Origin of the sequence: Flavobacterium sp. 20NA77.7, assembly GCF_031326205.1 — a bacterium.
GTDB lineage: Bacteria > Bacteroidota > Bacteroidia > Flavobacteriales > Flavobacteriaceae > Flavobacterium > Flavobacterium nakdongensis.
This window is the reverse complement of sequence record NZ_CP133721.1, coordinates 2270309-2296699: the sequence shown is the minus strand read 5'-3', so window position 1 is coordinate 2296699 and position 26391 is coordinate 2270309. Positions and strand designations below refer to the sequence as shown.

The following is a 26391-nucleotide window of genomic DNA, read 5'->3' as shown; positions in this document are numbered from 1 at the left end:
GCCACTTTATTAGTGGCTTTAAGTGTTTTTAGTTCAGGGTTACTTTATTATCATCTGGTTTTACATCAGCTAATAAACCATTTGGATTACAATCAATTGCTTTTATTTCAGATTTTTGTTTGTTAATTTGAAAACTAAATGTGGGGTAAGCCCAGTCCCAACTTGGCAATACGGTTCGTTTCAAGTTTGGATAGGGGTTTGGTTTTTCCCAGCGCAACAAACTGTTAGGTACGTAAAAATAGTCTTTACTCCCGTCTGTATATTCCACAATAATGTCTATAGGCATTGGCATTCTTCCTTTTCGTTCTATTGTAACTTTTGTTTGAGTTTCATTGCTCTGCACTTCTTTTATGGCATAGTCAATAGTATTTGTGGTTTGCGCCCATTCATTTAAATACCAGTCTAAATTAGCACCTGTAATTTTTTCTGCAGTGCGTTTAATATCATTTGGTGTTGGGTGTGTAAATTTGAAGTCGGAATAATATTTTTTTATTGTTTTTTCCAGATTTTCTTCACCAATAACATGTGCCAATTGTGCTAAAAAAACTTCTCCCTTGCTATAAGCAGCAATTCCATAAGCCATGTTCAAATCAAAACGATCGGCATGATTAGTTAAGGGTTGTTCTTTGCCGCTATTCGCCAAGTAAACATAATTTTTGTACGCATCTGCAAACGGACTTTCAGGCTCTTTAGGTGGCATAATTTCATTCATGGCTAAGTTAGAAATATAAGAAGTAAACCCTTCATCCATCCAACAATGTTTAGCTTCGTTTGTAGCTAATATGTGCTGAAACCAACTGTGTGCAAATTCATGAGCGGTTACCCCAACTAAACTTCCATAACTTCTATTACCTGTAATAAGTGTGCACATAGCATACTCCATACCGCCATCTCCACCTTGAACTACAGAATATTGTTTGTAAGGATACGCGCCTACATGCTTATTATAAAAAGCTAACAACTCCGCTGTTTTTGGTTGCATTTTTTTCCAATTTTCAATGTTTTCAGTTTTGTTTTTGTAGAAAAAATGTAGCTCTACGTTGTTTTCTCCTATAATTTTATCATGAACGTATTCTTTGTCAGCTCCCCATGCAAAATCATGAACGTTTGGTGCATAAAAATGCCAAGTTAATGTTTTCGTTTTTTTAGGATAAACAACTTCAACACCAGCATCTTCATATCCTTTTCCAATTTCGTTTTTATTTTGCAAATAGCCCGTTCCGCCGATAGTATAGTCTTTATCAATTGTTATTTTTACATCAAAATTTCCCCACACACCATGAAATTCTCTTGCAATATAAGGATCGGCCTGCCAGCCTTCAAAATCAAACTCGGCCATTTTAGGATACCATTGCGTCATTGACAACGCAATGCCTTCTTCAGAATTTCTCCCAGAACGACGAATTTGCAAAGGAACTTGACCTGTAAAATCTAGTGAAAATACTGTTTTACTTTTTGGCAAAATAACCTCGTTAAGTGTAACTTCTAATATTGTCCCCTCAACTTTTGAAACAACCAATTTTCCGTTTTGTTTTAAATTAAAAACGTTTAAAAATCCTATTTCGTCAGGTTTTAAGGTGCTAATTCGGCTTTCTTTAACTTCTTTTTTTTCTTTCATAAACTTTCTTACCATTCTTTTATCGGGATCAGAAATGGTTTGAAGCCTTATATCCATTGCGCTTCCAGGTTGAAATGCATTTGGGAATAAATGAAAATATACTTTTTTTAAAGTGTCTGGCGAATTGTTTGTGTAGACCAATTCTTGATTACCTGAATATTGGTACTTCTTTACATCTACAGTTACATTCATTTTGTAATCAACGTGTTGTTGCCAATAACCCGGATTAGGATGATTTTGTCCGTTACTTACCGCCGTAACGAGTAAAAAAAATAGGGGAATAGAATTAAATAGGTGTTTCATTTTTTATTTTTTTGTTCTTTTTTCGGCTAATAATAATGCATTATAAGCGTTAATAATTTTTCCGCTTTTTGAAATTTCTTTAAAATTTGCTTTGTGTTTGTCTTCTCCTACAGTGATGGTGTTATTTAATGTTGTGCCGCTTTCCATTATAATAGCTTTTACTTCTTTAGCACTTAGCGTAGGATAATAAGAGCGAATTAATGCAGCTACACCAGCAACATTTGGTGAAGCCATTGACGTTCCTTGAAGGTATTCATAGGTGTTTAGCGGAGTAGTAGCATAAATTTTATCTCCCGGCGCAAAAATATCTACATTATTTTTACCATAATTTGAAAAATCTGCGACTAGTTTTGACCCATAATTTGGACCAATTGCACCAATTATTAATACATTATCTGTATATTCAGGAGAGTTGTCATAGGTGTCGTTTGGATATTTATTAGTAGTATCTAAATCGTAAGATTCGTTTCCGGCAGCAACAACCACTAAAACATCTTTTGATGCTGCATATTTTATAGCATCTATAACCCATTCTTTATTTTGTGAAAAATATTTTCCAAAAGAACCATTAATAACTTTAGCACCATTATCAACAGCATAACGAATTCCTAAAGCTATATCTTTATCGTATTCGTCTCCGTTAGGAACGGCTCTTACGGCCATAATTGAAACGTTGTTTATGACACCATCGCCCCCTTTTTTGTTGCCTCTTGTTTGTGCAATAATTCCAGCTACATGCGTGCCGTGTTTGGCGTCTTTTGGATTTGGTCCAATAACATTGTTGTTTCCATATTTTTTATCGGTTAGGTCATTTGGATTATCACCAACTATTTTTCTGCCGTCAAACGAAACATTATAGTGGTAATTTACTTGTTCATACACGTGGTCTTTAAATTCTTCTATTTCTTTTTTAAAGTCCGCTACAGAAGTTGTTGACAAAATTTGTAGAAAAACTGACTTAGCTCTAGAAAGATTTACATCTTTAGCGTCAATTTTTTTAATATCATCAAGTGTATAATCCTCTTTTTTAAGATGATTTTTTATGGTTTTTTCAGCATCTAAAATAAAGTCAAGTTGCTGTTTTTCTTCTTCAGCTTCTTTTCTTTTTTTGTCTAATTCTGCTTTAGCTTTTTCATAATCAGGTGTGCCCACTCCCTTTTTTACAATTCTCACAAATTCATATTGTTCATAGTCTGCATTACCTAAAAAATTCCATCCGTGAATGTCGTCAACATAGCCGTTGTTATCATCATCAATGTTGTTTCCTGTAATTTCTTTTAGATTTGTCCAAATAGCATTTTTCAAATCCTCATGATTAATATCAATACCAGAATCTACTACACCAACAACAGTTTTTTGGCCTTTTTTTCCTTTTAATAATTCTGCATACGCTTTGTCCACGCTCATGCCCGGAATCGTGTCTTTTGTTAGGTCTAAGTGTGACCAGCGTTGTAAATCTTTTTCTTTTATTGGAGCAATTTTTAGAGGCATTCTATCAATATTCTCAACCGGCGTTGGAATAATTTTTGAAGAACCACAACCTGCAAAAACTAATGTTAACGAAATTGTTACATAAAAAGGGATACGAATAGTTTTCATTTTTATTGATTGAAATTAATAGTTTGATTAAAAAATATCTTGACAAGAAAAAACATCTTTTAGACGAACGCCTTTTTCGGTTTTTTCTACCGTAATAATTTGATTATGTGCATCATGTTCTAAAAACAAATAATATTTGTTTTCCGCCGCCGCATTCATAAATTTAGTTTTTTCATCCATAGTTAAAAGCGGACGCGTGTCATAACCCATTACATAGGGAACAGGGATATGGCCAGCGGTTGCCAATAAATCACCACAAAAAACAATAGTCTTTCCATTATAATTGATATGCGGAATCATTTGTTTTTCGGTATGCCCATCGGCAAAAAATATACCAAAACCTAATTCAGATTCTTGCAAAAAATCGCCCTCTGGTCGTTTGATAAAATGCAGTTGACCACTTTCTTGCATCGGCATAATGTTTTCATGTAAAAAAGATGCTTTTTCTCTTGAATTGGGTTTCGTTGCCCAATCCCAATGATTGTCATTCGTCCAGAATTTAGCATTTTTAAATGCCACTTCATAGCCTGTTTTGGCTGCGTTCCAATTCACGCTTCCACCACAATGGTCAAAGTGCAAATGTGTCATAAAAACATCGGTAACATCATCGCGATGAAAACCAGCATTTTTTAAGGATGTATCTAACGAATGATCGCCCCAAAGCGAATAATAGCCAAAAAACTTATCCGATTGTTTGTTGCCCATTCCTGTGTCAATTAAAATCAACCGATTTCCGTCTTCTATTAATAAACACCTTGCAGCAATATCAATTAAGTTATTTTCATCGGCTGGATTTGTTTTGTTCCAAATGGTTTTTGGCACAACACCAAACATAGCGCCTCCATCAAGTTTAAAATTTCCAGCTTCAATAGCATGTAATTTCATAATGAATTAAAATTTCTGCAATTTACAAAAATTGATTATACTTTTTTCTTAAGTAAATTATAAATAAAAGTTATGCGTTAATAAGTTATAAAAATGTTAGCAAACCTTGTAAAAAGCAAATTATGACTTATCTTTGTCTTTAATTTAGACAAAATCAAAATAAGCCATGAAATGAGCAAGAGAAAACATTGAATTTTAAAACAATTTTTTCAATGCGAATTACATAGCACTAATAAAAAACAAACACTAACGACGTTATGATTAAAGTTTCTGATACAGCAAGTAAAAAAATCATTGCCATGATGCAAGAAGATGGTTTTGATGCAACCAAAGACTATGTAAGAGTAGGAGTTAAAAGCGGAGGTTGCTCGGGTTTGTCTTATGAATTAAAATTTGACAAAGAGTTAACCGAAAATGATAAAGTTTTTGAAGATAACAATGTAAAAATAGCCGTTGAAAAAAAGAGTTTCCTTTATTTAGCAGGAACCATTTTAGAATTTTCGGGCGGTTTAAACGGAAAAGGATTTGTTTTTAACAATCCTAATGCACAAAGAACATGTGGATGTGGAGAGAGTTTCTCGCTGTAAGCCTCCCCAACCCCTCCAAAGGAGGGGCTCCAATAGTTATTGTTAATACAAAGTAATATAAAAATATAAAATAATTGAAATCCTATTTACCCCTAATAGGAGTTCCCCTTCGGGGGCTAGGGGGCTAATATGAGCAAATATACTGAGGACGACTTAAAAGTTGAATTAGAAAATAAAGAATACGAATACGGATTTTATACCGAATTAGACTCGGAAACGTTTCCTATTGGGTTAAATGAAGACATTGTTCGTGCTATTTCAAAGAAAAAAGACGAGCCAGAATGGATGACCGAATGGCGTTTGGAAGCGTTTAGAGCGTGGCAAGAAATGATTGAACCAGAATGGGCAAACGTACATTATGAAAAACCCGATTTTCAGGCCATTTCCTATTATTCAGCACCAAAAAAAGCTGATCCGAATAAAAAACTAGAAGATGTTGATCCAGAACTTTTAGCGATGTATAAAAAGTTAGGAATTTCGGTAGACGAGCAAAAGAAAATGAATAATGTGGCGATTGATATCGTCGTAGATTCGGTTTCTGTGGCAACTACTTTCAAGAAAACATTAAACGAAAAAGGCATTATTTTCTGTTCGATTTCGGAAGCTATCAAAGAACATCCAGAATTAGTTCGTAAACATTTAGGGACTGTTGTTCCGATGAAAGATAATTTTTACGCGGCTTTAAATTCGGCTGTTTTTTCAGATGGAAGTTTCTGTTACATTCCAAAAGGGGTAAAATGTCCAATGGAATTATCAACGTATTTTAGAATTAATCAAGGTGGAACGGGTCAGTTTGAAAGAACGTTATTGGTGGCTGATGAAGATAGCTATGTTTCTTATTTGGAAGGGTGTACCGCTCCAAGTCGTGATGAAAATCAATTACACGCTGCCGTTGTAGAATTAATCGCTTTGGACGGAGCCGAAATCAAATATTCAACGGTGCAAAACTGGTATCCTGGAAACAAAGAAGGCAAAGGAGGCGTTTATAATTTCGTAACCAAAAGAGGTTTGTGCGAGAAAAACGCTAAAATTTCTTGGACACAAGTAGAAACAGGTTCGGCGGTAACTTGGAAATATCCTTCTTGTGTGTTGAAAGGCGATAATTCAATTGGCGAATTTTATTCGATTGCCGTTACCAATAATTTCCAGCAAGCCGATACAGGAACCAAGATGATTCACTTGGGTAAAAACACCAAATCGACGATCATCTCTAAAGGAATTTCAGCAGGAAAATCACAAAACAGTTATAGAGGATTAGTCCAAATTGGCGCAAGAGCCGAAAACGCGCGTAACTTCTCTCAATGTGATTCGCTTTTAATGGGAAATAATTGTGGCGCGCATACATTTCCGTATATCGAAAGTAAAAATGCTTCGGCAAAAATTGAACACGAAGCAACGACTTCAAAAATTGGAGAAGATCAAGTGTTTTATTGTAACCAACGAGGAATTCCAACCGAAAAAGCCATTGCCTTAATCGTAAATGGATTCAGCAAAGAAGTATTGAATAAATTACCAATGGAATTTGCGGTAGAAGCACAGAAATTGTTGGAAATTTCGTTAGAAGGAAGTGTTGGATAGAACTTATATGAACTTATGTGCCTTAAATGGTTTAAAATAAAAAAAAGATGTTAAGCATTAAAAATTTACACGCGTCTGTTGAAGACAAAGAAATATTAAAAGGAATCAACCTTGAAATTAAAGCAGGAGAAGTACATGCGATTATGGGACCAAATGGTGCCGGAAAATCTACTTTATCTTCAATCATTGCTGGAAATGAAAATTACGAAGTTTCTGAAGGCGAAATCTTTTTGGACGGAGAAGAAATTTCAGAATTAGCGCCAGAAGAAAGAGCACACAAAGGTGTTTTCTTATCGTTTCAATATCCTGTAGAAATTCCAGGCGTTTCGGTAACGAATTTCATTAAAACCGCAATCAACGAAAAACGTAAAGCAAACAAGCAAGACGAAATGCCAGCCAACGAAATGCTGAAATTAATTCGCGAAAAATCAGAATTATTAGAAATGGATCGAAAATTTTTGTCGCGTTCGCTAAACGAAGGTTTTTCGGGTGGTGAAAAGAAACGTAATGAAATTTTCCAAATGGCAATGTTGGAACCAAAAATCGCAATTTTGGACGAAACCGATTCCGGTTTAGATATCGATGCGTTGCGAATTGTTGCTAACGGAGTGAATAAATTGAAAAACGAAAACAACGCGGTGTTAGTCATTACGCACTACCAACGTTTGTTAGATTATATCGTTCCTGATTTCGTTCACGTATTAATGGACGGAAAAATCGTAAAAACAGGCGGAGCAGATTTAGCATTAGAACTTGAAGAAAAAGGTTACGATTGGATTAAAAGTGAAATAGTCGAAAGTCAAAAGTCTTAAAGTTTAAAGATGGGAAAATTTAATTCATTCGAAGAAATTAATTCATGGCAAAAGGCAAGAATTTTTAATAAACGAATTTATCAAATTACAGAAAATTTAAATTTTAAAAAAGATAACTATTTTGTAAGACAAATTAGACGAGCTTCAATTTCTATATCATCTAATATTGCAGAAGGATTTGAAAGAAATACAGATAAAGAATTTATTTACTTTTTATATGTTTCAAAAGCTTCTGCCGGAGAAGTTCGTTCACAATTATATTTAGCATTTGATTTAGAATATATAACAAAACAAGAATTTGAAGAACTATTAGAATCTGTTTCTGAAATATCCAGACTTTTAAGTGGTTTTATAAAATATTTAAATCCAAAATCGTAAATTATTATATAACGATTTTAAAAATAAAATTTGTCGATAACGCAAGTCTTTAAGACTTTTGACTTTCGACTTTAAGATAATAAAAATGGAATTAAAAGATAAATTATTAGCTTCCTTCATGGCTTTTGAAGAAAAGATTGATACCCATTCTGAACTTCATGAGGTAAGAAGCAATGCCATAAAAAATTTCGAAAACAAAGGTTTCCCCACAAAAAAAGAGGAAGCTTGGAAATACACGTCGTTAAATGCGATTTTGAAAAATGATTTTTCGGTGTTTCCAAAGAAAGATAATGCTATCGAATTTAAAGATGTAAAAAAGTATTTCTTACACGAAATTGACACCTATAAAGTGGTTTTCATTGACGGCATTTTCAGTTCGTTTTTGTCTTCAACTACACATGATGGTTTAGATGTTTGTTTGATGTCTTCGGCATTGACAAAGCCTAAATATAAAATGGTAATTGATAGTTATTTCAATCAAATTGCGAGTAAAGAAGAAAGTTTAACGTCTTTAAATACGGCTTTTTCATTGGAAGGCGCCTATATCAACATTCCGAAAAGTAAAGTAGTAGAAAAACCGATTGAAATTATTTATTTTTCTACAGGAACCGAAGCGGCTTTAATGGTGCAACCTCGAAATTTAGTCATTGTTGGCGAAAATGCGCACGTGCAAATTGTAGAGCGTCATCAAAGTTTGAATTCAAATCCGGTTTTAACGAATTCGGTTACTGAAATTTTTGCTCAAAAACGTGCGATTGTGGATTATTACAAAATTCAAAACGATGTGCAAACTGCTAATTTGATCGACAACACCTACATTGCTCAAAATCAAGAGAGTAGAGTGGCGGTGCATACGTTTTCATTTGGCGGAAACATCACAAGAAACAACTTGAATTTCTATCATCAAGGGGAACGAATCGATTCAACTTTAAAAGGAATTACTATTATTGGCGACAAACAACACGTAGATCATTATACGTTAGTGCAACACGCTACACCAAATTGCGAAAGCCATCAAAACTATAAAACAATTTTGCATGATAGTTCAACAGGCGTTTTCAACGGAAAAATCTTCGTAGAAAAAGAAGCGCAAAAAACCGATGCATTCCAACAAAATAATAATATTTTAATTGGTGATAAAGCAACGATTAATGCAAAACCACAATTGGAAATTTTTGCCGATGATGTAAAATGTTCACACGGTTGTACCATTGGACAATTAGATGAAAGTGCGATGTTTTACATGCAACAACGTGGAATTCCTAAAAAAGAAGCCAAAGCTTTATTGATGTATGCATTTACCAGCGAAGTAACCAACAGTGTAAAAATTCCAGAATTAAAAGCAAAAATTGCTCGTATTATCGCTGATAAATTAGGGGTAAATATGGGATTTGATTTGTAAAAAATAAATCGTAGAAATATGTTAGACATCCAAAAAATAAGAGCCGATTTTCCGATACTTTCACAAAAGGTAAATGGGAAACCATTGGTTTATTTTGATAACGGAGCTACTTCGCAAAAACCGCAAGTGGTTATCGATGCTATTTCTACCTATTACACCGAAATTAACGCAAATATTCACCGCGGTGTACACACATTAAGTCAATTGGCAACAGATGCCTATGAAGCGTCTAGAACTACGATTCAAGATCATTTGAATGCGAAACATAACTTCGAAATCATTTTTACTTCGGGAACGACTTTCGGAATTAACTTGGTGGCGAATGGTTTTGCAAGTTTAATAAAATCAGGTGATGAGGTGATGGTTTCTGCCTTAGAACATCATAGCAATATTGTGCCTTGGCAATTTTTATGTGAAAAAACAGGAGCAAAGTTGGTGGTGATCCCAATGAATGAAAAAGGAGAATTAATCCTTTCTGAATTCGACAATTTACTTTCCGATAAAACGAAAATTGTAGCGGTGAACCACATTTCAAATGCGTTAGGTACGGTGAACCCTATTGAATATATCATTAAAAAAGCACATGAATTAGGGGCGGCTGTTTTAATCGACGGTGCACAAGCCACTCCACATTTACGTCCAGATGTACAAGTGTTGGATTGTGATTTTTATGTGTTTTCGGGACATAAAGTGTGCGGGCCAACAGGCGTTGGAATTTTATACGGAAAAGAAGAATGGTTGCGAAAATTGCCACCCTATCAAGGGGGAGGCGAAATGATTGCTGAGGTAACGTTTGAAAAAACTACGTATGCCGATTTACCACATAAATTTGAAGCCGGAACCCCCAACATCGAAGGCGGAATTGTTTTAGGAACCGCTATTGATTACATGAATGCCATTGGTTTTGATAACATTGCAGCTTACGAACAAGAATTATTACTTTACGGAACCAAAAGATTACAAGAAATCGAAGGGTTAAAAATCTTTGGAACGAGCGAAAACAAAGCTTCGGTCATTTCGTTCAACATCGAAGGAATTCATCCGTATGACATTGGCACAATTATAGATAAGTTAGGGATAGCGGTTAGAACAGGCCATCATTGCGCCCAACCTATTATGCAATTTTTCAATATTCCAGGTACTATTAGAGCAAGTTTTGCTTTTTACAATACTAAGGAAGAAATTGATATCTTTGTAGAAGCGGTAAAAAAAGCGCAAATGATGTTGTCTTAAAAAAGAGAGCATATGAGATTTTTATTTAGCTTGATACTTCTGTTTTTTGTGGGTTGCAAACCGACTAAAACCGATGTGAATAATCACCAAAACAAAGACATTCCGGTTATTAACTATGAGGCAAATGCGCGAAATTTTGTTTTAAATATCAAAGTTGAACATCAAGTGTTATTTGTTTCACGTTCACGAGACGCAAAAGATTATCAAGAGAAAACAACTCTTTCTGAGGATGATTGGAAAGAAATTATTACACTAACTAAAGCAGTAGATTTGGCTAAAGTGAAAGACTTAAAATGGCCCACAGAGAAAAGGTTTTATGATGGCGCAGCACATGCAAACATTACCTTTGTTTTTGAAGGAAAAGAATATCCTGCGAACGGTTTTGATCATGGATATCCGCCTGTTGAGATAGAAAAATTGGTAAACAAAATTTTGAAATTGACCGAAAAATAACATGACAATACAAGACATACAACACGAAATTGTTGACGAGTTTTCTATGTTTGACGACTGGATGCAGCGCTACGAATACATCATTGAATTAGGAAAATCACTTCCTATAATTGATGAACAGTACAAAGTTGACGAAAATATTATTAAAGGTTGCCAATCAAAAGTATGGGTGCATGGCGAAGAACAAGATGGAAAAATTGTTTTCACAGCCGATAGTGATGCTATTTTAACCAAAGGGATTATTGCCATTTTAATTCGGGCGTTTTCAAACCAAACACCAAGTTCAATTTTGGAGGCTAATACTGATTTTATTGATGAAATTGGTTTAAAAGAACATTTATCGCCCACAAGAGCAAACGGATTGGTTTCAATGATTAAACAAATAAAAATGTATGCTTTGGCATTTCAAGCGAAGCAATAGACTTAAAGTTTTAATTACCATATAAGGCATATAAGAAAGTATAAGTTTTATGAATTATACAAGACAAGATTTAAAGGATTTGGTTTATCAAGTAAATGGAGCCGCTATTGAAGTTCACAAGAGTCTTGGTCCTGGTTTGCTCGAAAGTGTTTATCATAAATGTTTACTACGCGAACTTGAACTTAGAAATATTAAATTTCAGTCTGAATTATCAATACCAATTGAATATAAAGGAATTGAAGTTGAAGCGGAATTAAGATGTGACTTATTGATAGAAGACAAGTTAGTTGTTGAACTAAAGTCTGTGTCCGAAATGAAACCTATATTTGAAGCACAAATTTTATCTTATATGAATTTATTAAATGTGCCAATGGGTTTACTAATTAATTTTAATGTAACAAACATTTATAAAGAAGGCCAAAAAACATATATTAATAATCTATATAATCAAATTTGGGATTAACTTATATTCCCTTATATGTCTTATATGGTTATAATAAAAATAAAAATAAAAATGGAAGAATTTAACGATACAATCAATTTAGGCGAAGACGTAGTCAAAGTATTAAAAGGAATTTTTGACCCAGAAATTCCGGTTGATATTTACGAATTAGGATTAATCTATGACGTAATGATTAATGAGGATAACGATGTAAAAATCTTAATGACGTTAACATCGCCAAATTGCCCAGTAGCTGAAACGTTGCCGCAAGAAGTGGAAGAAAAAGTAAAATCTATTGATACCGTAAAATCGTGCGAAGTAGAAATTACATTTGATCCGCCATGGAGCAAAGACTTAATGAGCGAAGAAGCGAAGTTAGAATTGGGAATGCTTTAAAAAAGTAAGCAGTCGCAGTGAGCAGTTTCTGAGCTTCTTACTGAAAACTGAGACTAAACAATGGACGAAATAGTAAACAAAGTAGCGCAAAGTTCCTTGATGGTATTCGATTTAGAAGATTACTATCCAGATGGTCATGTGGTTGAGGTTGATATTTCGCAATGGTTAGTGGAGGGTTTTTTACTGAAAGAAGCTGATTTTAGAGCCCAATTAAAAGGCACCGATTGGTCTAACTACGAGGACAAATATGTAGCCTTGTATTGTGCTACCGATGCCATTTTGCCCGCTTGGGCATTTGCTTTAGTTGCGGTTCATTTGATTCCGTTTGCTTTACACGTTATTCACGGCACAAAAGAGTTGGCCGTTATTGCCTGGTATCAAGACATTTTAAATAAACTCGACTACACCGATTATTTTGAAAAACCTGTTATTTTAAAAGGCTGTTCTAAAAAAGCCGTACCCAACCAAGTATATACCGTAGCCATACAAAAACTACAAAAAGTAGCTAAAAGCGTCATGTTTGGCGAGGCGTGTTCGGCAGTGCCTTTGTATAAAAGAAAATAGGAGGAGGTTATTTTATTAAGATTGATTTGAGGAATAATTATTTATTAATTTCAACCATTAATATTTCATGTTTTTCTTTTCCATAAGTTATCCTCACGGGCAATCCATTTCGAAAAACACCATTATTTGTTTTACTAAATCGATTAAATCTTCCAAGTAATTCATCCGAATACGAAAATTCAATTGAGTCAACAATAAATTTTTCTTGAGTTACAATTCCTTTTTTAGATAAAGGCCTAACACTTTCAAATTTACTGATATTTCCTTCAACGATAGCTACATTTTTTGAATTTAGAATTTTCTGCATTCGTTCATGAGTTGAGTCAATTGTGAAAATTTTTAAATATATAAATCCAAACATCGATCCAATCCCAATAATTCCTGTAACCCAAAGAAGAATTGTTTTTTCATAATCTTGATTAGATTTTTTGAATTTTTTGATTAATACAAAAAGTAAAACAAATATAATTGCAGTGTAAAGACATACTTCATAAGATTTCAATGAATTTGTTCCTAAATCTTCAATTGACCAATATTTTTTATATTCCATCTTAAGATTTCGTTTTTATAAGTTGGCTGCTAACTAATAAATAACCGCTCAATTAAACATGTACTAACTTTCTATCCAATTGTAAATATAAAAATATTTTTTAACCCCCTATTATTCAATATTTTTAATTTTTTTATTTAATTGTTCAAGTAATTCTTTCTGTTTGATATTTAAAAAATTGGTTTGTATAGAATATTGAGAATTAGCGATAGGAATACTAATTTTACAGAGAAATTTATAAAACCAAGTTTTTGTGTGTTTTTCTGTTGGATTTTTCAGTTCAACAAATATTTGCTTATTTGTTTTAATTCCTCGATATCGAGTATTAATGATGAAAAATGATTTTATGTTGTTAAATGGAATGGTATTAGACGGGGCCAAAATACTATGAATTATTAACTCACTATTTGTAATTGTTAAAAGAGGCTTTTTTCTTTTCAACAATAAAACAGATAAAATTATTCCAAACAAAAACAACAAAAAGCCGAAAATTAAAATTACACTTTTAAATAGTTTTTCTTTAAAATCTATCATTTTTTCACCCAATAATATTCCCGCAACAACAAATATTGAAGATATTAAAAGCAATAAGAAAGATGTTAATTTATTTGAATAATAGTGTTCTTCTTTCAATTTATTTTATTCTTTTACGTTGTGTTTTTCTTGTTTTTTCAAATTGACGGCTAGCTTGTACAACCCCACATTTTATATAAATATGATTATAACCAATTGTAAATATAAAAATCTTTTTTAAAACAAGTGATTATTTTACTCATTCTCAACGGCGTCTTTATAATCGGGATATAAGAATTTATTGTATGGAAAACGTGTAATGTGAATTTCACGCACTGCTTCATACACTTTTTCTCTAAATTCTTCAAAGTTGGCTTTTTCAGTAGCCGAAATAAACAAGGTTTTGCTTTCGCCTAATTTACTCATCCAAGTGTTTTTCCACTCTTCCAAGGTATAATGTTTGGTCGTTTTCTCCACACTTAAATCGTTTGCATCAAAATAAACCGATTGAAACGCATCAATTTTATTGAACACCATAATCGTAGGTTTATCGGCACTTTTAATGTCTTGCAAAATTTGATTCACCGAAGCAATATGATCTTCAAAATCGGGATGTGAAATATCTACTACATGAAGTAATAAATCGGCCTCTCTCACTTCATCTAAGGTGCTTTTAAACGACTCAACTAATTGTGTTGGAAGTTTTCTAATAAATCCCACCGTGTCGCTTAAAAGAAACGGTAAATTCTTAATTACGGTTTTTCTAACGGTTGTGTCAAGCGTGGCAAATAATTTATTTTCTACAAATACATCGCTTTTTCCCACGGCATTCATTAAGGTTGATTTGCCTACATTGGTGTAGCCAACTAAAGCCACACGCACCATAGCTCCACGATTGCTACGTTGCGTTGCCATTTGTTTGTCGATTACTTTGATTTTGTCTTTCAGCAATGAAATTCTATCACGCACAATACGACGGTCGGTTTCAATTTCAGTTTCACCAGGACCTCGCATTCCAATACCTCCTTTTTGACGCTCCAAGTGCGTCCACATTCCGGTCAAACGAGGCAATAAATATTGGCATTGAGCTAGTTCTACTTGTGTTCGTGCATAAGAAGTTTCGGCACGCTGCGCAAAAATATCTAAGATAAGATTGGTTCGATCCAGTACTTTACAGTCTAGTTCACGAGTGATGTTTTTTTGTTGAGAAGGACTTAATTCGTCGTCAAAAATTACGGTTTTAATATCGTTGTCTTTGATGTAATATTTAATATCCTCTAGCTTACCTGTTCCTACAAATGTTTTTGGGTTGGGCTTGTCCATTTTTTGCGTAAAACGCTTAACAACTTCACCTCCAGCAGTATAGGTAAGAAACTCTAATTCGTCTAAATATTCAATAAGTTTATCCTCACTTTGGTTTTGTGTAACAATACCAACGATGACGGTTTTTTCAAAATTATGTTTTTCGATTTCCAGCATATCAATAAATAGGAACAAAAATAATCATTTAAACTAAACTAAACAGGAATCAAATTACTTTTCGTCGATAAAAAAAGTATTTTGTCTTTTTTTTTCTGTTCTTCAAATAATCTTAATATATTTGTTAGAATATAAATATAACCAACAAATACTATAATGAAAAAATTACTTTCAATTTTGTTTCTTGTTATTTCTTGTTTTAGTTTTGGACAGCTAACACAAAATTTCGAATCAGGTACGTTTCCTCCAACAGGATGGACCTCATTCGATAATGGTGTGGGAACAGCAAGTTGGGGAACAACAACTAGCGCCGCTTTAACATATGGCGCAACTGGAACATCTGCGTTTTTAAATAAAGTTACTGGTACATCAGCAACTACAGCAGAAGAATATTTAGTAACTTCTCAAGTAACTGTTCCTGCCAATGGTCAGTTAAGGTTTTATACAAGAACAGGTTTAGCGGGAAATGACGGAAGTACTTTTTCTGTTAGAGTTTCTACTACAACTCAAACAGGGACGACCGCGTTTACAACAATTCCTACTGCTACTTGGGATGAAAATACACTTAACGCAGTTTATAATGTTTACGAAGAAAAAGTAATTTCTTTAACGGCATTTGCTGGGCAAAGTATTTATATTGCATTTGTTAGAACAAATGAAAATGGAGATCGTTGGTTGATAGATAATGTAAACGTTGTACAATCGTGTAATGCGCCTACAGCGCCTACAGCGCCTATTGCTACAGTAGGCACTACATTTGCATCTCTTGGCTGGACGGGTCCGGCAGGTGCAACGCAATGGCAAATAGAAGTAGTTCCATTAGCTTCAAATTTTACAGGGGTTCCAAATTATACAGCCAACTCTAATCCTTTTGTTGTGACAGGTTTAACGCAAGGAACAGCTTACAAGTTCCAAGTTAGGGCTATTTGTCCTTCGGGATTCCCAAGTGACTGGTCAGCAACATCAACTAATTTTACGACTACAATACCTGGTCAAGCTTGTGCTGCACCAATAGTTGTTGGTACTTTGCCATATAGCACAACGAGTAACACATCAAATTTTGGAGACACGAACGATATTGCTCAACCTTTAGCTTGTTCGGGTTCTGCTACGAATTATATGGCAGGAAACGACGTCTTTTATACGTATACTCCAACCGTGTCTGGAAACATATCTGTTTCTTTAACACCAACAGGGACTAATTCAAGTTTGCATATATATAATGCATGTCCTGGAACTGCTGGAGCAACATGTTTAACAGGTATCGCAAATGCAACAACTAATGTTAGAGTAATTAATCCATTTCCTGTAACCGCAGGTACAACCTATTATATTATTATTTCCTCTACTGCTGCAACTCAAACATTTGGTTATACTTTAGATATTCAACAAGTTTTCTGTACACAACCAAGTGCTTTAACAGCAACCGCAATAACTTCAACATCGGCAACATTGTCATGGGGAAACCCTTCTGGAGCGACTTCATGGGAAGTTTCTGTGGCTCCTGCGCCTTATGGATTACCAACAGGCGCTGGCACAACCGTAAACACCAATACAGGATATGTATATAACGGGGTTTCAGGTGTTGTTTATCAATACTATGTAAGAGCAAATTGTAATGATGGTAATTTTAGTATTTGGTCTGGTCCATTTACATTTACCCTTCCACAAGTTGCAGTAAGTTTACCTTTTACAGATGGTTTTGAAACAATTACTGGCTGGACATTAAGTAACGGTAGTGGTACAGGTAACCAAGTAAATAAGTGGGCGATAGGAACAGCCGTGAATAACGGAGGAACCCATGCTATGTATATTACTAACGACAATGGTGTAAATAATGCCTATGCATTAACTAACACCTCTATTGTTCATGCTTATAAAGATTTTGTTATCCCTGCAGGAGCCACTCAAGCAGAATTAAAATTTGACTGGAGAGCTTTTGGAGAGGCAGCAAATGATTTAATTAGAGTTTGGGCTATTCCTGGTACAACAACTCCTACTGCAGGAACTGGTTTAGCTGCAAGTGCATCAAATATTAAAGCAGGTAATGATTTATTATCTTTTTCTACTTGGAATACAGTACTTATAAATGATTTAAATGTAATTCCTTTTGCAGGAAATACAATGAGATTAGTTTTTGAGTGGAGAAACAATGCTACTTTAGGAACTCAACCTCCAGGAGCCATAGATAATATTGAACTAAAAATAGTTACTTGTCCTAAACCAAAAAATTTAGCTTCTGCCAATGTTAGTTATAATCAAGCGCAGGTAAGTTGGGTAAATGGAGGAACAGAAACCCAATGGGAAGTATTAGTTTTACCACAAGGTTCAGCGACTCCAACAGCAACAGCTACCGGAACGGTAGTTAATTCTCCAAGTCCATATTTAATTACAGGTTTAAATTCTGTAACATGTTATGATGTTTATGTGAGAGCTATTTGTTCTACCACGGATAAAAGTTATTGGTCGTTGCCATTAACAATTTGTACTACTCCTAATTTCTGTTCTGGAGATCATTTTACCGATACGGGAGGTACCACAGGAGGTTATCAAAATAGTGAGAATTATTTTGTAACGGCATGTCCTGGAAATATTGGAGACGTAGTAACTGTGGTGTTTAACTCTTTCAACGTTGCGGCAGGAGATAATTTAATTATTAGAAATGGAGATTTACCTACATCACCAATAGTAGGAACATATACAGGAGCTAATTTACCACCAAGTTTTACTTCTACGTCACCATCAGGATGTTTAACTTTCTCATTTACTTCTAATACAACTGGAACAAGTACTGGTTGGGATGCAACAATTTATTGTACACCTCCAATCACTTGTTTTAAACCTACAGCAGTAACAGTATCAAATATTACGGCTACAACAGCTTCTGTTTCATGGACAGAGTCAGGTAGTGCAACACAATGGCAAATTTTAGTATTTCCAGTAGGATCGAATGTACCATCATTCAATTTCACCGGAATTAGCGCTACTAGTCCATTTTTAGTAACCGGATTGAACCCATCTTCAACATATACTTTTTATGTTAGATCTCTTTGTTCTTCAACAGATAAAAGTTTTTGGACAGATGGTGTAAATTTCACTACAACACCGCTTAATGATTTATGTACAAATGCAACAGTAGCTATTCTTAATGATGATTTAAATTGTACCTTATTAAATAACGGGGTATTAACTGGAGCAACACCAACTGCAACACCAACATTGACTTGTTCTGCTACAGCAAATGATGTTTGGTATTCTTTTGTTGCCACAAAGCCAACACACACATTTAGTTTGTCAAATATATTACCAGCAAGCACAACGGTTAATTTTGCCTTATATTCAGGAACATGTAATTCACTTACACAAATACAATGTGGATCAACAAGTTACGTAGCTAATAGCTTAGTAATTGGGCAGACGTATTATGTTAGAGTTTATACTACTGCCTCAACAAATACAGCTATTTCTTTTAAGTTATGTATAGGAGCCGTTCCTTGTCCTGAGGCAGTTTCTTTATGTAATCAGCCTAGAACTTATCCAAATGCTACTGGTGTAATAAATTTAGGTCCATATGGATGTTTAGGTTCTTCACCAAACGCTAGCTTTTTCTTTTTAGAAGCAGCTCAGAGCGGTTCATTAAGTTATACAATTAACCAGGTTACTACTGGTGGAACACCTATTGATGTGGATTATGCATTATGGGGCCCTTTCCCAAGCAGAGATGCAGGTTGTGTGTTGATTCCTAATGGAAGCCCTTTAAGCTGTAGTTATTCTGCTGCTGCCACAGAAAACTTTACCATAACAGTTACGCAGGGTCAGGTATATATATTAATGGTTACTAACTTTGCTAATCAAGCAGGATCAGTAACTATTACACCAAATGCTAATAATACAGCACAGTCTTTTTGTTATCCATATAACACATTTAATTATTCAGCCGTTACTTATTGTAGTAATAGCGTTAATCAAACGCCCGTTTTGGTTGCCGGAGCAACAGCAGGTACTTATTCTGCATCGCCAGCTGGATTATCTATAAATTCTGTTACAGGGGAAATTAATTTTGCAACCAGTACACCTGGAACGTATACAGTAACAAGCACTTTAATTCCAACATTACTTCCTCCAGCAACGAATAATCCAATTATTTGTACTAGAACAGTAATTGTAACACCAAACCCTAATGCTTCAATTGCTTATTCAAGTGCGTCTTATTGTAATTCTGATTCTGTAGCATATCCTGTTGTTATTACAGGAACGGCAGGTCCAAATACCACATATTCGTCAACACCACTTGGTTTGCAGTATGCGTTAGACCCTATTTCTGGAGCAATAACACCATCTTTAGCTACACCTGGAACTTATACAATTACTATGTCTGTTCCTGCTCAAGGAGGATGTGCGGCATACACAACAAACACTTCAGTTGAAATAAAAACAGCTCCACAATTACCTATTAAAGTAGACGTGAATGGATGTAATAGTTATACATTACCTGCTTTAACAACAGGTGTTTATTATACAGGTTCAAATGCAACAGGAACACAATTAAATGCAGGAGATGTAATTACAACAACTCAAGTAGTTTATGTATATGCAACAAACGGTGATTGTTCTAATCAAGTATCGTTTAAGGTAAATATCATATCTATTCCAACGCCAACCGCATCTGTTACTGCTCAACCAACCTGCTCAACACAAACAGGTAATATGCAAGTAACATCACCGATTACTCAGTCAGCAGTAACTCCTTCGGATTTATTTATTTCAGAAGTGACTGACGCTAATACAGGAGCATTATCATATGTAGAGTTGTACAACGGCACAGGAAGTGCAAAAAATTTAGCAAACTATAAATTAAAAATGTACAATAATGGAAATGCAACCGCTACGTGGCAACAAACGTTATCGGGAACGATTGCAAATAATAGTACATTTGTTATTAAGATTAGTAATGATCCAAGTATTCCTGGAGTTTCTCATAATTTACTAATTCCAAATTCTGGTGTAGATACAAATGATAATATTCGTTTAACTACAGTTACTGATGTTGAAGTAGACATGTGGGGACCAACAAACGGAACCGTGTTTACACCAAACAACCAACCTGGTTATACGTATAGAAGATTAGCTTCTTCAACACCTCTTCCAACTACTACTTGGACGCCAGCACAATGGAGTACATTAGACCCTGAAAATTATTCTAATATTGGACAATATTCATTATATGTATCAAACTATCAATATGCAGTAGACAGCGGTACGTTCCAATCAGGGACAACATTTAGCGGTTTAACACCTGGCTCACACACATTAATTGTGCATGATTTAATAAATGATTGTTACTCTTCACCGTCTAATTTTACCATCGACGCGGTTCCTTACACAAACCCAGTAACATCATTTACTTATACTACACCAGTGTGTAATTCTAATACGACTAATCCTTCACCGGCTTTAGCTACAGGATTTACTTCAGGAGGAACATTTAGTGCTACACCAACAGGATTAGATATTAATTCTACTACAGGGGTAATCAATTTAGTAAATAGCACAGTAGGTTCATATACAGTCACTTATAATTACCCAGGTGATTTAACAAACTGTATAAATTCTGGTTCTTCAACTGCACCGATTGTTATCAGTTCAATCATTACACCAACATTTAACCAAGTAGCGGCGATTTGTTCGGGAGCAACTTTAACGGCTTTACCAACAACTTCAACAAATAATATTGTTGGTTCTTGGTCTCCAGCATTAAATAATACCGCTACAACAACATATACATTTACACCTAATACTGGCCAGTGTGCGATTACAACTACTATGACTATAACGGTTAACCCAAATATCACTCCTACATTTACTCCGGTAAGTGCAATTTGTTCGGGAGACGTATTGTCTGCGTTACCAACAACATCTACAAACAGTATCACGGGAACTTGGTCACCAGCACCAAATAATACAGCAACAACAACTTACACCTTTACACCAACCGCAGGTCAATGTGCAACTAGTACAACGATGACTATAACAGTAAATCCATTTGTGCAGCCTGTATTTACTCCAATTGCTGATCTTTGCGTAGGCGCAGTGCCGATTGTGCTTTCGTCAACTTCAACTAATGGAGTAACAGGAGTTTGGTCTCCTTCAACAGTAGATACTGCATCAGCAGGAACTACGGTGTATAACTTTACACCGAATGGTACGGGATGTTACTTACCGACTAGTTTAACAGTTAGTGTGCATCAATGCCAAATCCAGCGAGGTATAAGTCCTAATGGAGATGGGTTGAATGATTATTTAGAGTTAACGGCTGAGAAGGTTGAAATATTCAACAGGTATGGAGGTAAGGTTTACAGTAAGGTTAATTACCACAATGATTGGTTTGGTCAATCGGATAGTGGTTCTGTTTTACCTGATGGGACTTATTATTATGCTATTAAGTTGTTAGGTGGGGAGCTTAAGACGGGTTGGATTTACATTAATAAGGAGAATTAAAAAAAGAGTTCTACACTACTATTTTAAATAGTAGTGTAGTTTTAAAACACGACAAACATTATGAAGAGAATTTATTTATTAGCGTTGGTTACTTTGGGTTTTGTTCCTGATTTAATGGCGCAACAAGATCCGCATTATACGCAGTACATGTACAATATGAGCGTGATGAATCCAGCTTATGCAGGTAGTAAGGAGAATTTATCGATGGGATTATTATATAGAAAACAATGGGTTGATATAGAGGGCGCCCCTTCTACTGCTACTTTTTTCGGTCACATGCCAGCAGGAAAGAATGTAGGGTTAGGTTTATCTGTAATTAATGATAAGTTAGGCCCTGTTGAAGAGAACAACATGTATGGTGATTTTTCGTATACCTTACAATTAGGAGGCGAACATAAATTAGCTTTTGGTTTAAAGGCGGGATTAACATTGCATAATGTTGGTCTTTTGTCTGAGGTATATAATTTTGTACCTGATGCTAATGATATTGCTTTTTCTCAAAACACTAGCAAAAGTTATTTTAATTTAGGTGCAGGTTTATTTTATTATACCAATAAGTATTATTTTGCTGTTTCAGTTCCTAATATGATGAAGTCAAAACATTTAGATATAATAGGTAGAAGTTTTGGAAGTGAAGTAAACCATTATTTTGTAACGGGAGGTTATGTGTTTGATATTAATGAGAATTTAAAATTTAAGCCATTCTTTATGTTAAAATCTGCGTTTAATACACCAACATCTTTAGATTTATCTACGAATTTTTTAATTCAAAACAAATTAGAGTTGGGTGCTACGTATCGTTTACAAGACAGTTTTGGTGCGATGGTAAATTATCAAGTAGCTCCGAATTTAAAAGTAGGTTATGCGTATGATCATATTACTTCAGATTTGAAAGTAACTACTCCTGCTTCGCATGAGATTATCTTATTGTTTGATGTTAACTTTAATAAAAAAGTATCTCGTTCACCGCGTTATTTTTAATCTATCTAATCAAAGAGACTACACATGAGAAATATATATATATTAGCCAGTGCCCTATTAGTAAGTACAGCAGCACTAGCACAGAATAAAGACACCAAAGAAGCCGATAAACTTTATGATAGATTAGAGTTTGTAGATGCTGCTTCAGCGTACTCAAAATTAGTAGAGAAAGGCAAAGCAGACGGTTATGTTTACAAGCAGTTAGCAGACAGTTATTACAATGTGTTTAACACAAAAGAAGCAGAAATGTGGTATGCTAAAGCTATAGAAACACCACAAGATGCCGAAACACATTATAGATATGCTCAAATGCTTAAAGCCAATGGTAACTTAACCCAAAGCAATAAACAAATGGAGCAATTTGCAAAAATGCTTCCAAATGACGCCAGAGCAAAAGCATTTAAGAACAATCCGAATGCTGTAGCACAATTAAAGGCACAGGTAAAGAAGTATGAAGTAAAGCGCTCAGATATAAGTAGCGATAAAGCTGATTTTGGGGCAGTATTGACAGCTAACAACGAATTGTATTTTGCAAGTGCGCGTAATACATCTAGAAAAACAAACGGGATGAACGATCAGCCGTATCTAGATATTTACAAAGCCACACGCAATCAAGATGGGAGCATAAGCCAAGCTACAGAGGTAGCAGAACTAAACACGAGATGGCACGATGGGCCGGCAGCAGTATCTGCAGATGGTTCAACGATTTATTATGGAAGTGAGAGTTTTAACCAAAGCGAATACCAAAAAGACAAATCAAAGCACTTAAAATACAGCCAAATTTATTTATACAAAGCCACCAAAGTAGGCGACAAATGGCAAAATGCACAAGTATTGCCTTTTAACAACAAAGACTACTCTGCAAGGAATCCAAGTATTAGTAAAGACGGTAAAACCTTGTATTTTTCTTCGGATATGCCAGGTGGTATGGGTGGAGAAGACATTTGGAAAGTAAGTATTGATGGTGACAGCTATGGCACTCCAGAAAATGTAAAAGCTATTAATACTTCTGATAACGAAAGTTTCCCCTACATTACAGACGACAACATGTTGTTTTATGCTTCAAATCACACAGAAGGATTTGGTGGGTATGATGTATATGTATATAATACAAAAACTAACGAAAAACCGAGCAATGTAGGCGCACCTGTAAACACAGAAAAAGACGACTTTGCCTTTACATTTAATAAAGCTAAAAAAGTAGGTTATTTTTCAAGTAATAGAGAAGGCAATGACGACATTTATCAAGCAGACCCAATTTGTGGGGTACAAGCAAAGATTGTTGTTAAAGATGCAGAAACAAACAAATTACTAGCAGATGCTCAAGTTACATTAGTAGATGCTAAATCAAAAGCAATAGGCACACAAACAACCAATGAAGAAGGTCAAACTAGCTTTGGTGTGGCTTGTGAACAAACCTATGGCGCACAAGCAAGTAGAAGTGGTTATGAGAGTAATTCTAAAGCAGTAGAAAAGAGTGAAGGTGGTGTAGTAGTTGTTGAAATTCCTTTAACGCCTATAAAACCAATTATCACCGAAACAGAAGTTATCTTGCAACCAATTTACTTTGAGTATGACAAGTCAAACATTACGGCACAAGGTGCTGAGGAGTTAGACAAGTTAGTAAAAGTGATGAATGAGCATCCTACGATGGTTATCTATGCAAAATCGCACACAGATGCTAGAGGAGGAGACAACTACAACTTACGTTTATCAGACAGAAGAGCTAAGGCTACGGTTCAATATATTATCTCAAAAGGCATTGCTAAAGATAGAATTTCAGGTAAAGGCATGGGAGAAACAGAACCAAAAGTATCTTGCACAGAATGTACCGAAGAAGAGCATGCACAAAACAGACGTAGTGAGTTTTTAATTGTTAAGAAATAGCAGTAGACTAAACACAATACGTCAAGTATAGCCGCGGGTGAAGTGGCATCAAAAAAGGTTGTCTTAATTAAGACAACCTTTTTTATATAACGAAACACGGGGGGACCCTATGCTTTTTGAAAAAATATAGGCGTGCTTCTTATTCTTTTTTATGATAATCAGATGTGAAAAATAATTTTACACTCGGGTATTTTTGTTGTGTCATTTGTATAGAAAACTCACTATCAGCTAAAAAGACTAATTGGCCGTGTTTGTCGTGTCCTAAAAATTTTTGTTTTACACGTTTAAATTCGGCAAATTCTTCATTTTTTGGATTGTCTGGTAATACCCAACACGCTTTATAAGCTGGGAAGTTTTCATAGGTGCATTTAGCGCCATATTCGTGTTCCAGACGGTATTGAATGACTTCATATTGTAAGGCCCCTACAGTTCCAATCACTTTTCTGCTGTTCATTTCTAACGTAAATAGCTGCGCAACTCCTTCGTCCATAAGTTGGTCTACACCTTTTTCCAGTTGTTTAGCTTTTAGTGGGTCTGCATTATTGATGTATCTAAAATGTTCGGGTGAGAAACTCGGAATACCTTTAAAATTCATGATTTCACCTTCTGTTAAAGTATCACCAATTTTAAAATTACCCGTGTCATGTAGACCAACAATATCTCCCGGATAAGAAATATCCACAATCTCTTTTTTCTCTGCAAAAAACGCATTAGGGCTTGAAAATTTTAAGTTTTTTCCATGACGCACGTGCAAGTAAGGTTTGTTACGTTCAAACGTCCCAGAAACGATTTTTATGAACGCTAAACGATCACGGTGTTTTGGGTCCATGTTTGCATGAATTTTAAAAACAAATCCACTAAATTTAGCTTCATCTGGGGCTACTAATCGCGTGTCTGATTCTTTAGGCCTTGGAGTTGGTGCTATATCTACAAAACAATCTAATAATTCGCGAACACCAAAATTATTCAAAGCCGATCCAAAAAATACAGGTTGTAATTTCCCATTTAAATAGACCTCACGATCAAAAGCAGGATACACTTCTTCGATTAATTCTAATTCTTCTCTAAGTTTAGTAGCAGGATTTTCGCCAATAATTTTTTCTAATTCTGGGTTATTGATGTCTGAAAAAGCAATGGTCTCTTCAATATTTTTACGACTATCACCTTCGAAAAGGTTGATATTCTTTTCCCAAATATTATAAATACCTTGAAAATCATACCCCATACCAATAGGGAAACTCAAAGGTGTAACATGCAATCCAAGTTTTTTTTCCACTTCGTCCATGAGGTCAAACGCATCTTTTCCTTCGCGATCCAATTTGTTTATAAACACAATCATAGGAATGTTACGCATGCGACACACTTCTACTAATTTTTCGGTTTGTTCTTCCACACCTTTTGCCACGTCTACTACAACAATTACACTGTCAACAGCAGTAAGTGTTCTAAATGTGTCTTCGGCAAAATCTTTGTGCCCAGGGGTATCTAGGATATTTATTTTTTTGTCTTTATAATTGAAAGCCAATACAGATGTAGCCACAGAGATACCTCTTTGACGCTCAATTTCCATGAAATCAGAAGTGGCTCCTTTTTTTATTTTATTGCTTTTTACAGCACCTGCTTCTTGAATGGCGCCACCAAAAAGTAATAGTTTTTCTGTTAAGGTTGTTTTACCAGCATCGGGATGTGAAATGATTCCAAACGTTCTTCTACGGGCAATTTCTTTTTCGAAACTCATCTTAAAAATTTTTGCAAAAGTAGGCAGAAAAATTTATATGCCGAAAATACCCAACAGGAAAGTAAAAAACACCC

21 protein-coding genes are annotated in these 26391 nt (G+C 34.9%); 14 read left to right on the top strand and 7 right to left on the bottom strand.

Annotation, left to right across the window (positions count from 1 at the left end; translation table 11 throughout):
* Positions 1-28 precede the first annotated feature (28 nt).
* Genes RF683_RS10115 through RF683_RS10105 form a run of 3 tightly spaced genes read right to left on the bottom strand, consistent with a single transcriptional unit; the run spans position 29 to position 4405 of the window.
* Complete coding sequence (locus RF683_RS10115) at positions 29-1921, bottom strand: M1 family metallopeptidase (protein ID WP_309532167.1); 1893 nt, start codon at positions 1919-1921, stop codon at positions 29-31.
* Between the two features lie 3 nt (positions 1922-1924).
* Positions 1925-3520 (bottom strand): S8 family peptidase, encoded by a 1596-nt coding sequence (locus RF683_RS10110; RefSeq protein WP_309532166.1) that lies wholly within the window; start codon positions 3518-3520, stop codon positions 1925-1927.
* A gap of 27 nt (positions 3521-3547) precedes the next feature.
* A complete protein-coding gene (locus RF683_RS10105) occupies positions 3548-4405 on the bottom strand; it encodes an MBL fold metallo-hydrolase (RefSeq protein ID WP_309532165.1) in 858 nt (285 codons plus the stop codon).
* Between the two features lie 257 nt (positions 4406-4662).
* On the opposite strand from RF683_RS10105, the gene RF683_RS10100 reads away from it, so the two are divergent.
* From RF683_RS10100 to RF683_RS10050, 11 genes are all read left to right on the top strand, one after another.
* A complete protein-coding gene (locus tag RF683_RS10100; RefSeq protein ID WP_309532164.1) occupies positions 4663-4992 on the top strand; it encodes a HesB/IscA family protein in 330 nt (109 codons plus the stop codon).
* Between the two features lie 129 nt (positions 4993-5121).
* Complete coding sequence (gene sufB / locus RF683_RS10095) at positions 5122-6570, top strand: Fe-S cluster assembly protein SufB (protein ID WP_309532163.1); 1449 nt, start codon at positions 5122-5124, stop codon at positions 6568-6570.
* 47 nt (positions 6571-6617) lie between these two features.
* Complete coding sequence (gene sufC / locus RF683_RS10090) at positions 6618-7382, top strand: Fe-S cluster assembly ATPase SufC (RefSeq protein WP_309532162.1); 765 nt, start codon at positions 6618-6620, stop codon at positions 7380-7382.
* Positions 7383-7391: 9 nt separating this feature from the next.
* Entirely contained in the window at positions 7392-7760 is a 369-nt protein-coding gene (locus RF683_RS10085; protein WP_309532161.1) for a four helix bundle protein, read from the top strand.
* An 85-nt stretch (positions 7761-7845) separates the two neighbouring features.
* Complete coding sequence (sufD, locus tag RF683_RS10080) at positions 7846-9162, top strand: Fe-S cluster assembly protein SufD (RefSeq protein WP_309532160.1); 1317 nt, start codon at positions 7846-7848, stop codon at positions 9160-9162.
* A gap of 18 nt (positions 9163-9180) precedes the next feature.
* Entirely contained in the window at positions 9181-10395 is a 1215-nt protein-coding gene (locus RF683_RS10075) for an aminotransferase class V-fold PLP-dependent enzyme (RefSeq protein WP_309532159.1), read from the top strand.
* Between the two features lie 12 nt (positions 10396-10407).
* Positions 10408-10848, top strand: coding sequence for a hypothetical protein (locus RF683_RS10070; RefSeq protein ID WP_309532158.1), 441 nt, complete (start codon positions 10408-10410; stop codon positions 10846-10848).
* A 1-nt stretch (position 10849) separates the two neighbouring features.
* The gene (locus tag RF683_RS10065; RefSeq protein WP_309532157.1) at positions 10850-11269 is read left to right on the top strand and encodes a SufE family protein; all 420 of its coding nucleotides are present in this window, start codon (positions 10850-10852) and stop codon (positions 11267-11269) included.
* Between the two features lie 49 nt (positions 11270-11318).
* Positions 11319-11732 (top strand): GxxExxY protein, encoded by a 414-nt coding sequence (locus RF683_RS10060; protein ID WP_309532156.1) that lies wholly within the window; start codon positions 11319-11321, stop codon positions 11730-11732.
* A gap of 51 nt (positions 11733-11783) precedes the next feature.
* Positions 11784-12107 carry an SUF system Fe-S cluster assembly protein gene (locus RF683_RS10055; protein WP_309532155.1) on the top strand — a complete coding sequence of 108 codons (324 nt, stop codon included), beginning with the start codon at positions 11784-11786 and terminating at the stop codon, positions 12105-12107.
* Between the two features lie 60 nt (positions 12108-12167).
* Positions 12168-12671, top strand: a complete 504-nt coding sequence (locus RF683_RS10050; protein ID WP_309532154.1) for a DUF2480 family protein — start codon at positions 12168-12170, stop codon at positions 12669-12671.
* Between the two features lie 37 nt (positions 12672-12708).
* On the opposite strand, the gene RF683_RS10045 is transcribed toward RF683_RS10050, so the two are convergent.
* The 3 genes from RF683_RS10045 to hflX form a co-directional block, all read right to left on the bottom strand.
* A complete protein-coding gene (locus RF683_RS10045) occupies positions 12709-13221 on the bottom strand; it encodes a hypothetical protein (protein WP_309532153.1) in 513 nt (170 codons plus the stop codon).
* A gap of 111 nt (positions 13222-13332) precedes the next feature.
* Positions 13333-13854, bottom strand: coding sequence for an STM3941 family protein (locus tag RF683_RS10040; RefSeq protein ID WP_309532152.1), 522 nt, complete (start codon positions 13852-13854; stop codon positions 13333-13335).
* A gap of 135 nt (positions 13855-13989) precedes the next feature.
* Positions 13990-15213 carry a GTPase HflX gene (gene hflX, locus RF683_RS10035; RefSeq protein ID WP_309533171.1) on the bottom strand — a complete coding sequence of 408 codons (1224 nt, stop codon included), beginning with the start codon at positions 15211-15213 and terminating at the stop codon, positions 13990-13992.
* 156 nt (positions 15214-15369) lie between these two features.
* Here hflX and RF683_RS10030 point away from each other — a divergent pair, with 156 nt between their 5' ends.
* Genes RF683_RS10030 through RF683_RS10020 form a run of 3 tightly spaced genes read left to right on the top strand, consistent with a single transcriptional unit; the run spans position 15370 to position 24579 of the window.
* Positions 15370-21711 (top strand): T9SS type B sorting domain-containing protein, encoded by a 6342-nt coding sequence (locus RF683_RS10030; protein WP_309532151.1) that lies wholly within the window; start codon positions 15370-15372, stop codon positions 21709-21711.
* A gap of 60 nt (positions 21712-21771) precedes the next feature.
* On the top strand, positions 21772-22692 hold the full coding sequence (locus RF683_RS10025; RefSeq protein ID WP_309532150.1) for a PorP/SprF family type IX secretion system membrane protein: 921 nt from the start codon (positions 21772-21774) through the stop codon (positions 22690-22692).
* Positions 22693-22716: 24 nt separating this feature from the next.
* On the top strand, positions 22717-24579 hold the full coding sequence (locus RF683_RS10020) for an OmpA family protein (protein ID WP_309532149.1): 1863 nt from the start codon (positions 22717-22719) through the stop codon (positions 24577-24579).
* A 139-nt stretch (positions 24580-24718) separates the two neighbouring features.
* Here the strand turns inward: RF683_RS10020 and RF683_RS10015 are convergent, their stop codons facing one another.
* Complete coding sequence (locus tag RF683_RS10015; RefSeq protein ID WP_309532148.1) at positions 24719-26317, bottom strand: peptide chain release factor 3; 1599 nt, start codon at positions 26315-26317, stop codon at positions 24719-24721.
* Between the last annotated feature and the right edge of the window lie 74 nt (positions 26318-26391).

Bases quoted from the DNA above. Each gene is read 5' to 3' on its own strand.
- sufD (WP_309532160.1), top strand. From the start codon at position 7,846: ATGGAATTAAAAGATAAATTATTAGCTTCCTTCATGGCTTTTGAAGAA.
- RF683_RS10020 (WP_309532149.1), top strand. From the start codon at position 22,717: ATGAGAAATATATATATATTAGCCAGTGCCCTATTAGTAAGTACAGCA.
- sufB (WP_309532163.1), top strand. From the start codon at position 5,122: ATGAGCAAATATACTGAGGACGACTTAAAAGTTGAATTAGAAAATAAA.
- RF683_RS10050 (WP_309532154.1), top strand. From the start codon at position 12,168: ATGGACGAAATAGTAAACAAAGTAGCGCAAAGTTCCTTGATGGTATTC.
- RF683_RS10085 (WP_309532161.1), top strand. From the start codon at position 7,392: ATGGGAAAATTTAATTCATTCGAAGAAATTAATTCATGGCAAAAGGCA.
- RF683_RS10065 (WP_309532157.1), top strand. From the start codon at position 10,850: ATGACAATACAAGACATACAACACGAAATTGTTGACGAGTTTTCTATG.
- RF683_RS10045 (WP_309532153.1), bottom strand. From the start codon at position 13,221: ATGGAATATAAAAAATATTGGTCAATTGAAGATTTAGGAACAAATTCA.
- RF683_RS10055 (WP_309532155.1), top strand. From the start codon at position 11,784: ATGGAAGAATTTAACGATACAATCAATTTAGGCGAAGACGTAGTCAAA.
- RF683_RS10115 (WP_309532167.1), bottom strand. From the start codon at position 1,921: ATGAAACACCTATTTAATTCTATTCCCCTATTTTTTTTACTCGTTACG.
- RF683_RS10070 (WP_309532158.1), top strand. From the start codon at position 10,408: ATGAGATTTTTATTTAGCTTGATACTTCTGTTTTTTGTGGGTTGCAAA.
- RF683_RS10100 (WP_309532164.1), top strand. From the start codon at position 4,663: ATGATTAAAGTTTCTGATACAGCAAGTAAAAAAATCATTGCCATGATG.
- RF683_RS10025 (WP_309532150.1), top strand. From the start codon at position 21,772: ATGAAGAGAATTTATTTATTAGCGTTGGTTACTTTGGGTTTTGTTCCT.
- RF683_RS10015 (WP_309532148.1), bottom strand. From the start codon at position 26,317: ATGAGTTTCGAAAAAGAAATTGCCCGTAGAAGAACGTTTGGAATCATT.
- RF683_RS10110 (WP_309532166.1), bottom strand. From the start codon at position 3,520: ATGAAAACTATTCGTATCCCTTTTTATGTAACAATTTCGTTAACATTA.
- RF683_RS10075 (WP_309532159.1), top strand. From the start codon at position 9,181: ATGTTAGACATCCAAAAAATAAGAGCCGATTTTCCGATACTTTCACAA.
- sufC (WP_309532162.1), top strand. From the start codon at position 6,618: ATGTTAAGCATTAAAAATTTACACGCGTCTGTTGAAGACAAAGAAATA.
- RF683_RS10060 (WP_309532156.1), top strand. From the start codon at position 11,319: ATGAATTATACAAGACAAGATTTAAAGGATTTGGTTTATCAAGTAAAT.
- RF683_RS10105 (WP_309532165.1), bottom strand. From the start codon at position 4,405: ATGAAATTACATGCTATTGAAGCTGGAAATTTTAAACTTGATGGAGGC.
- hflX (WP_309533171.1), bottom strand. From the start codon at position 15,213: ATGCTGGAAATCGAAAAACATAATTTTGAAAAAACCGTCATCGTTGGT.
- RF683_RS10030 (WP_309532151.1), top strand. From the start codon at position 15,370: ATGAAAAAATTACTTTCAATTTTGTTTCTTGTTATTTCTTGTTTTAGT.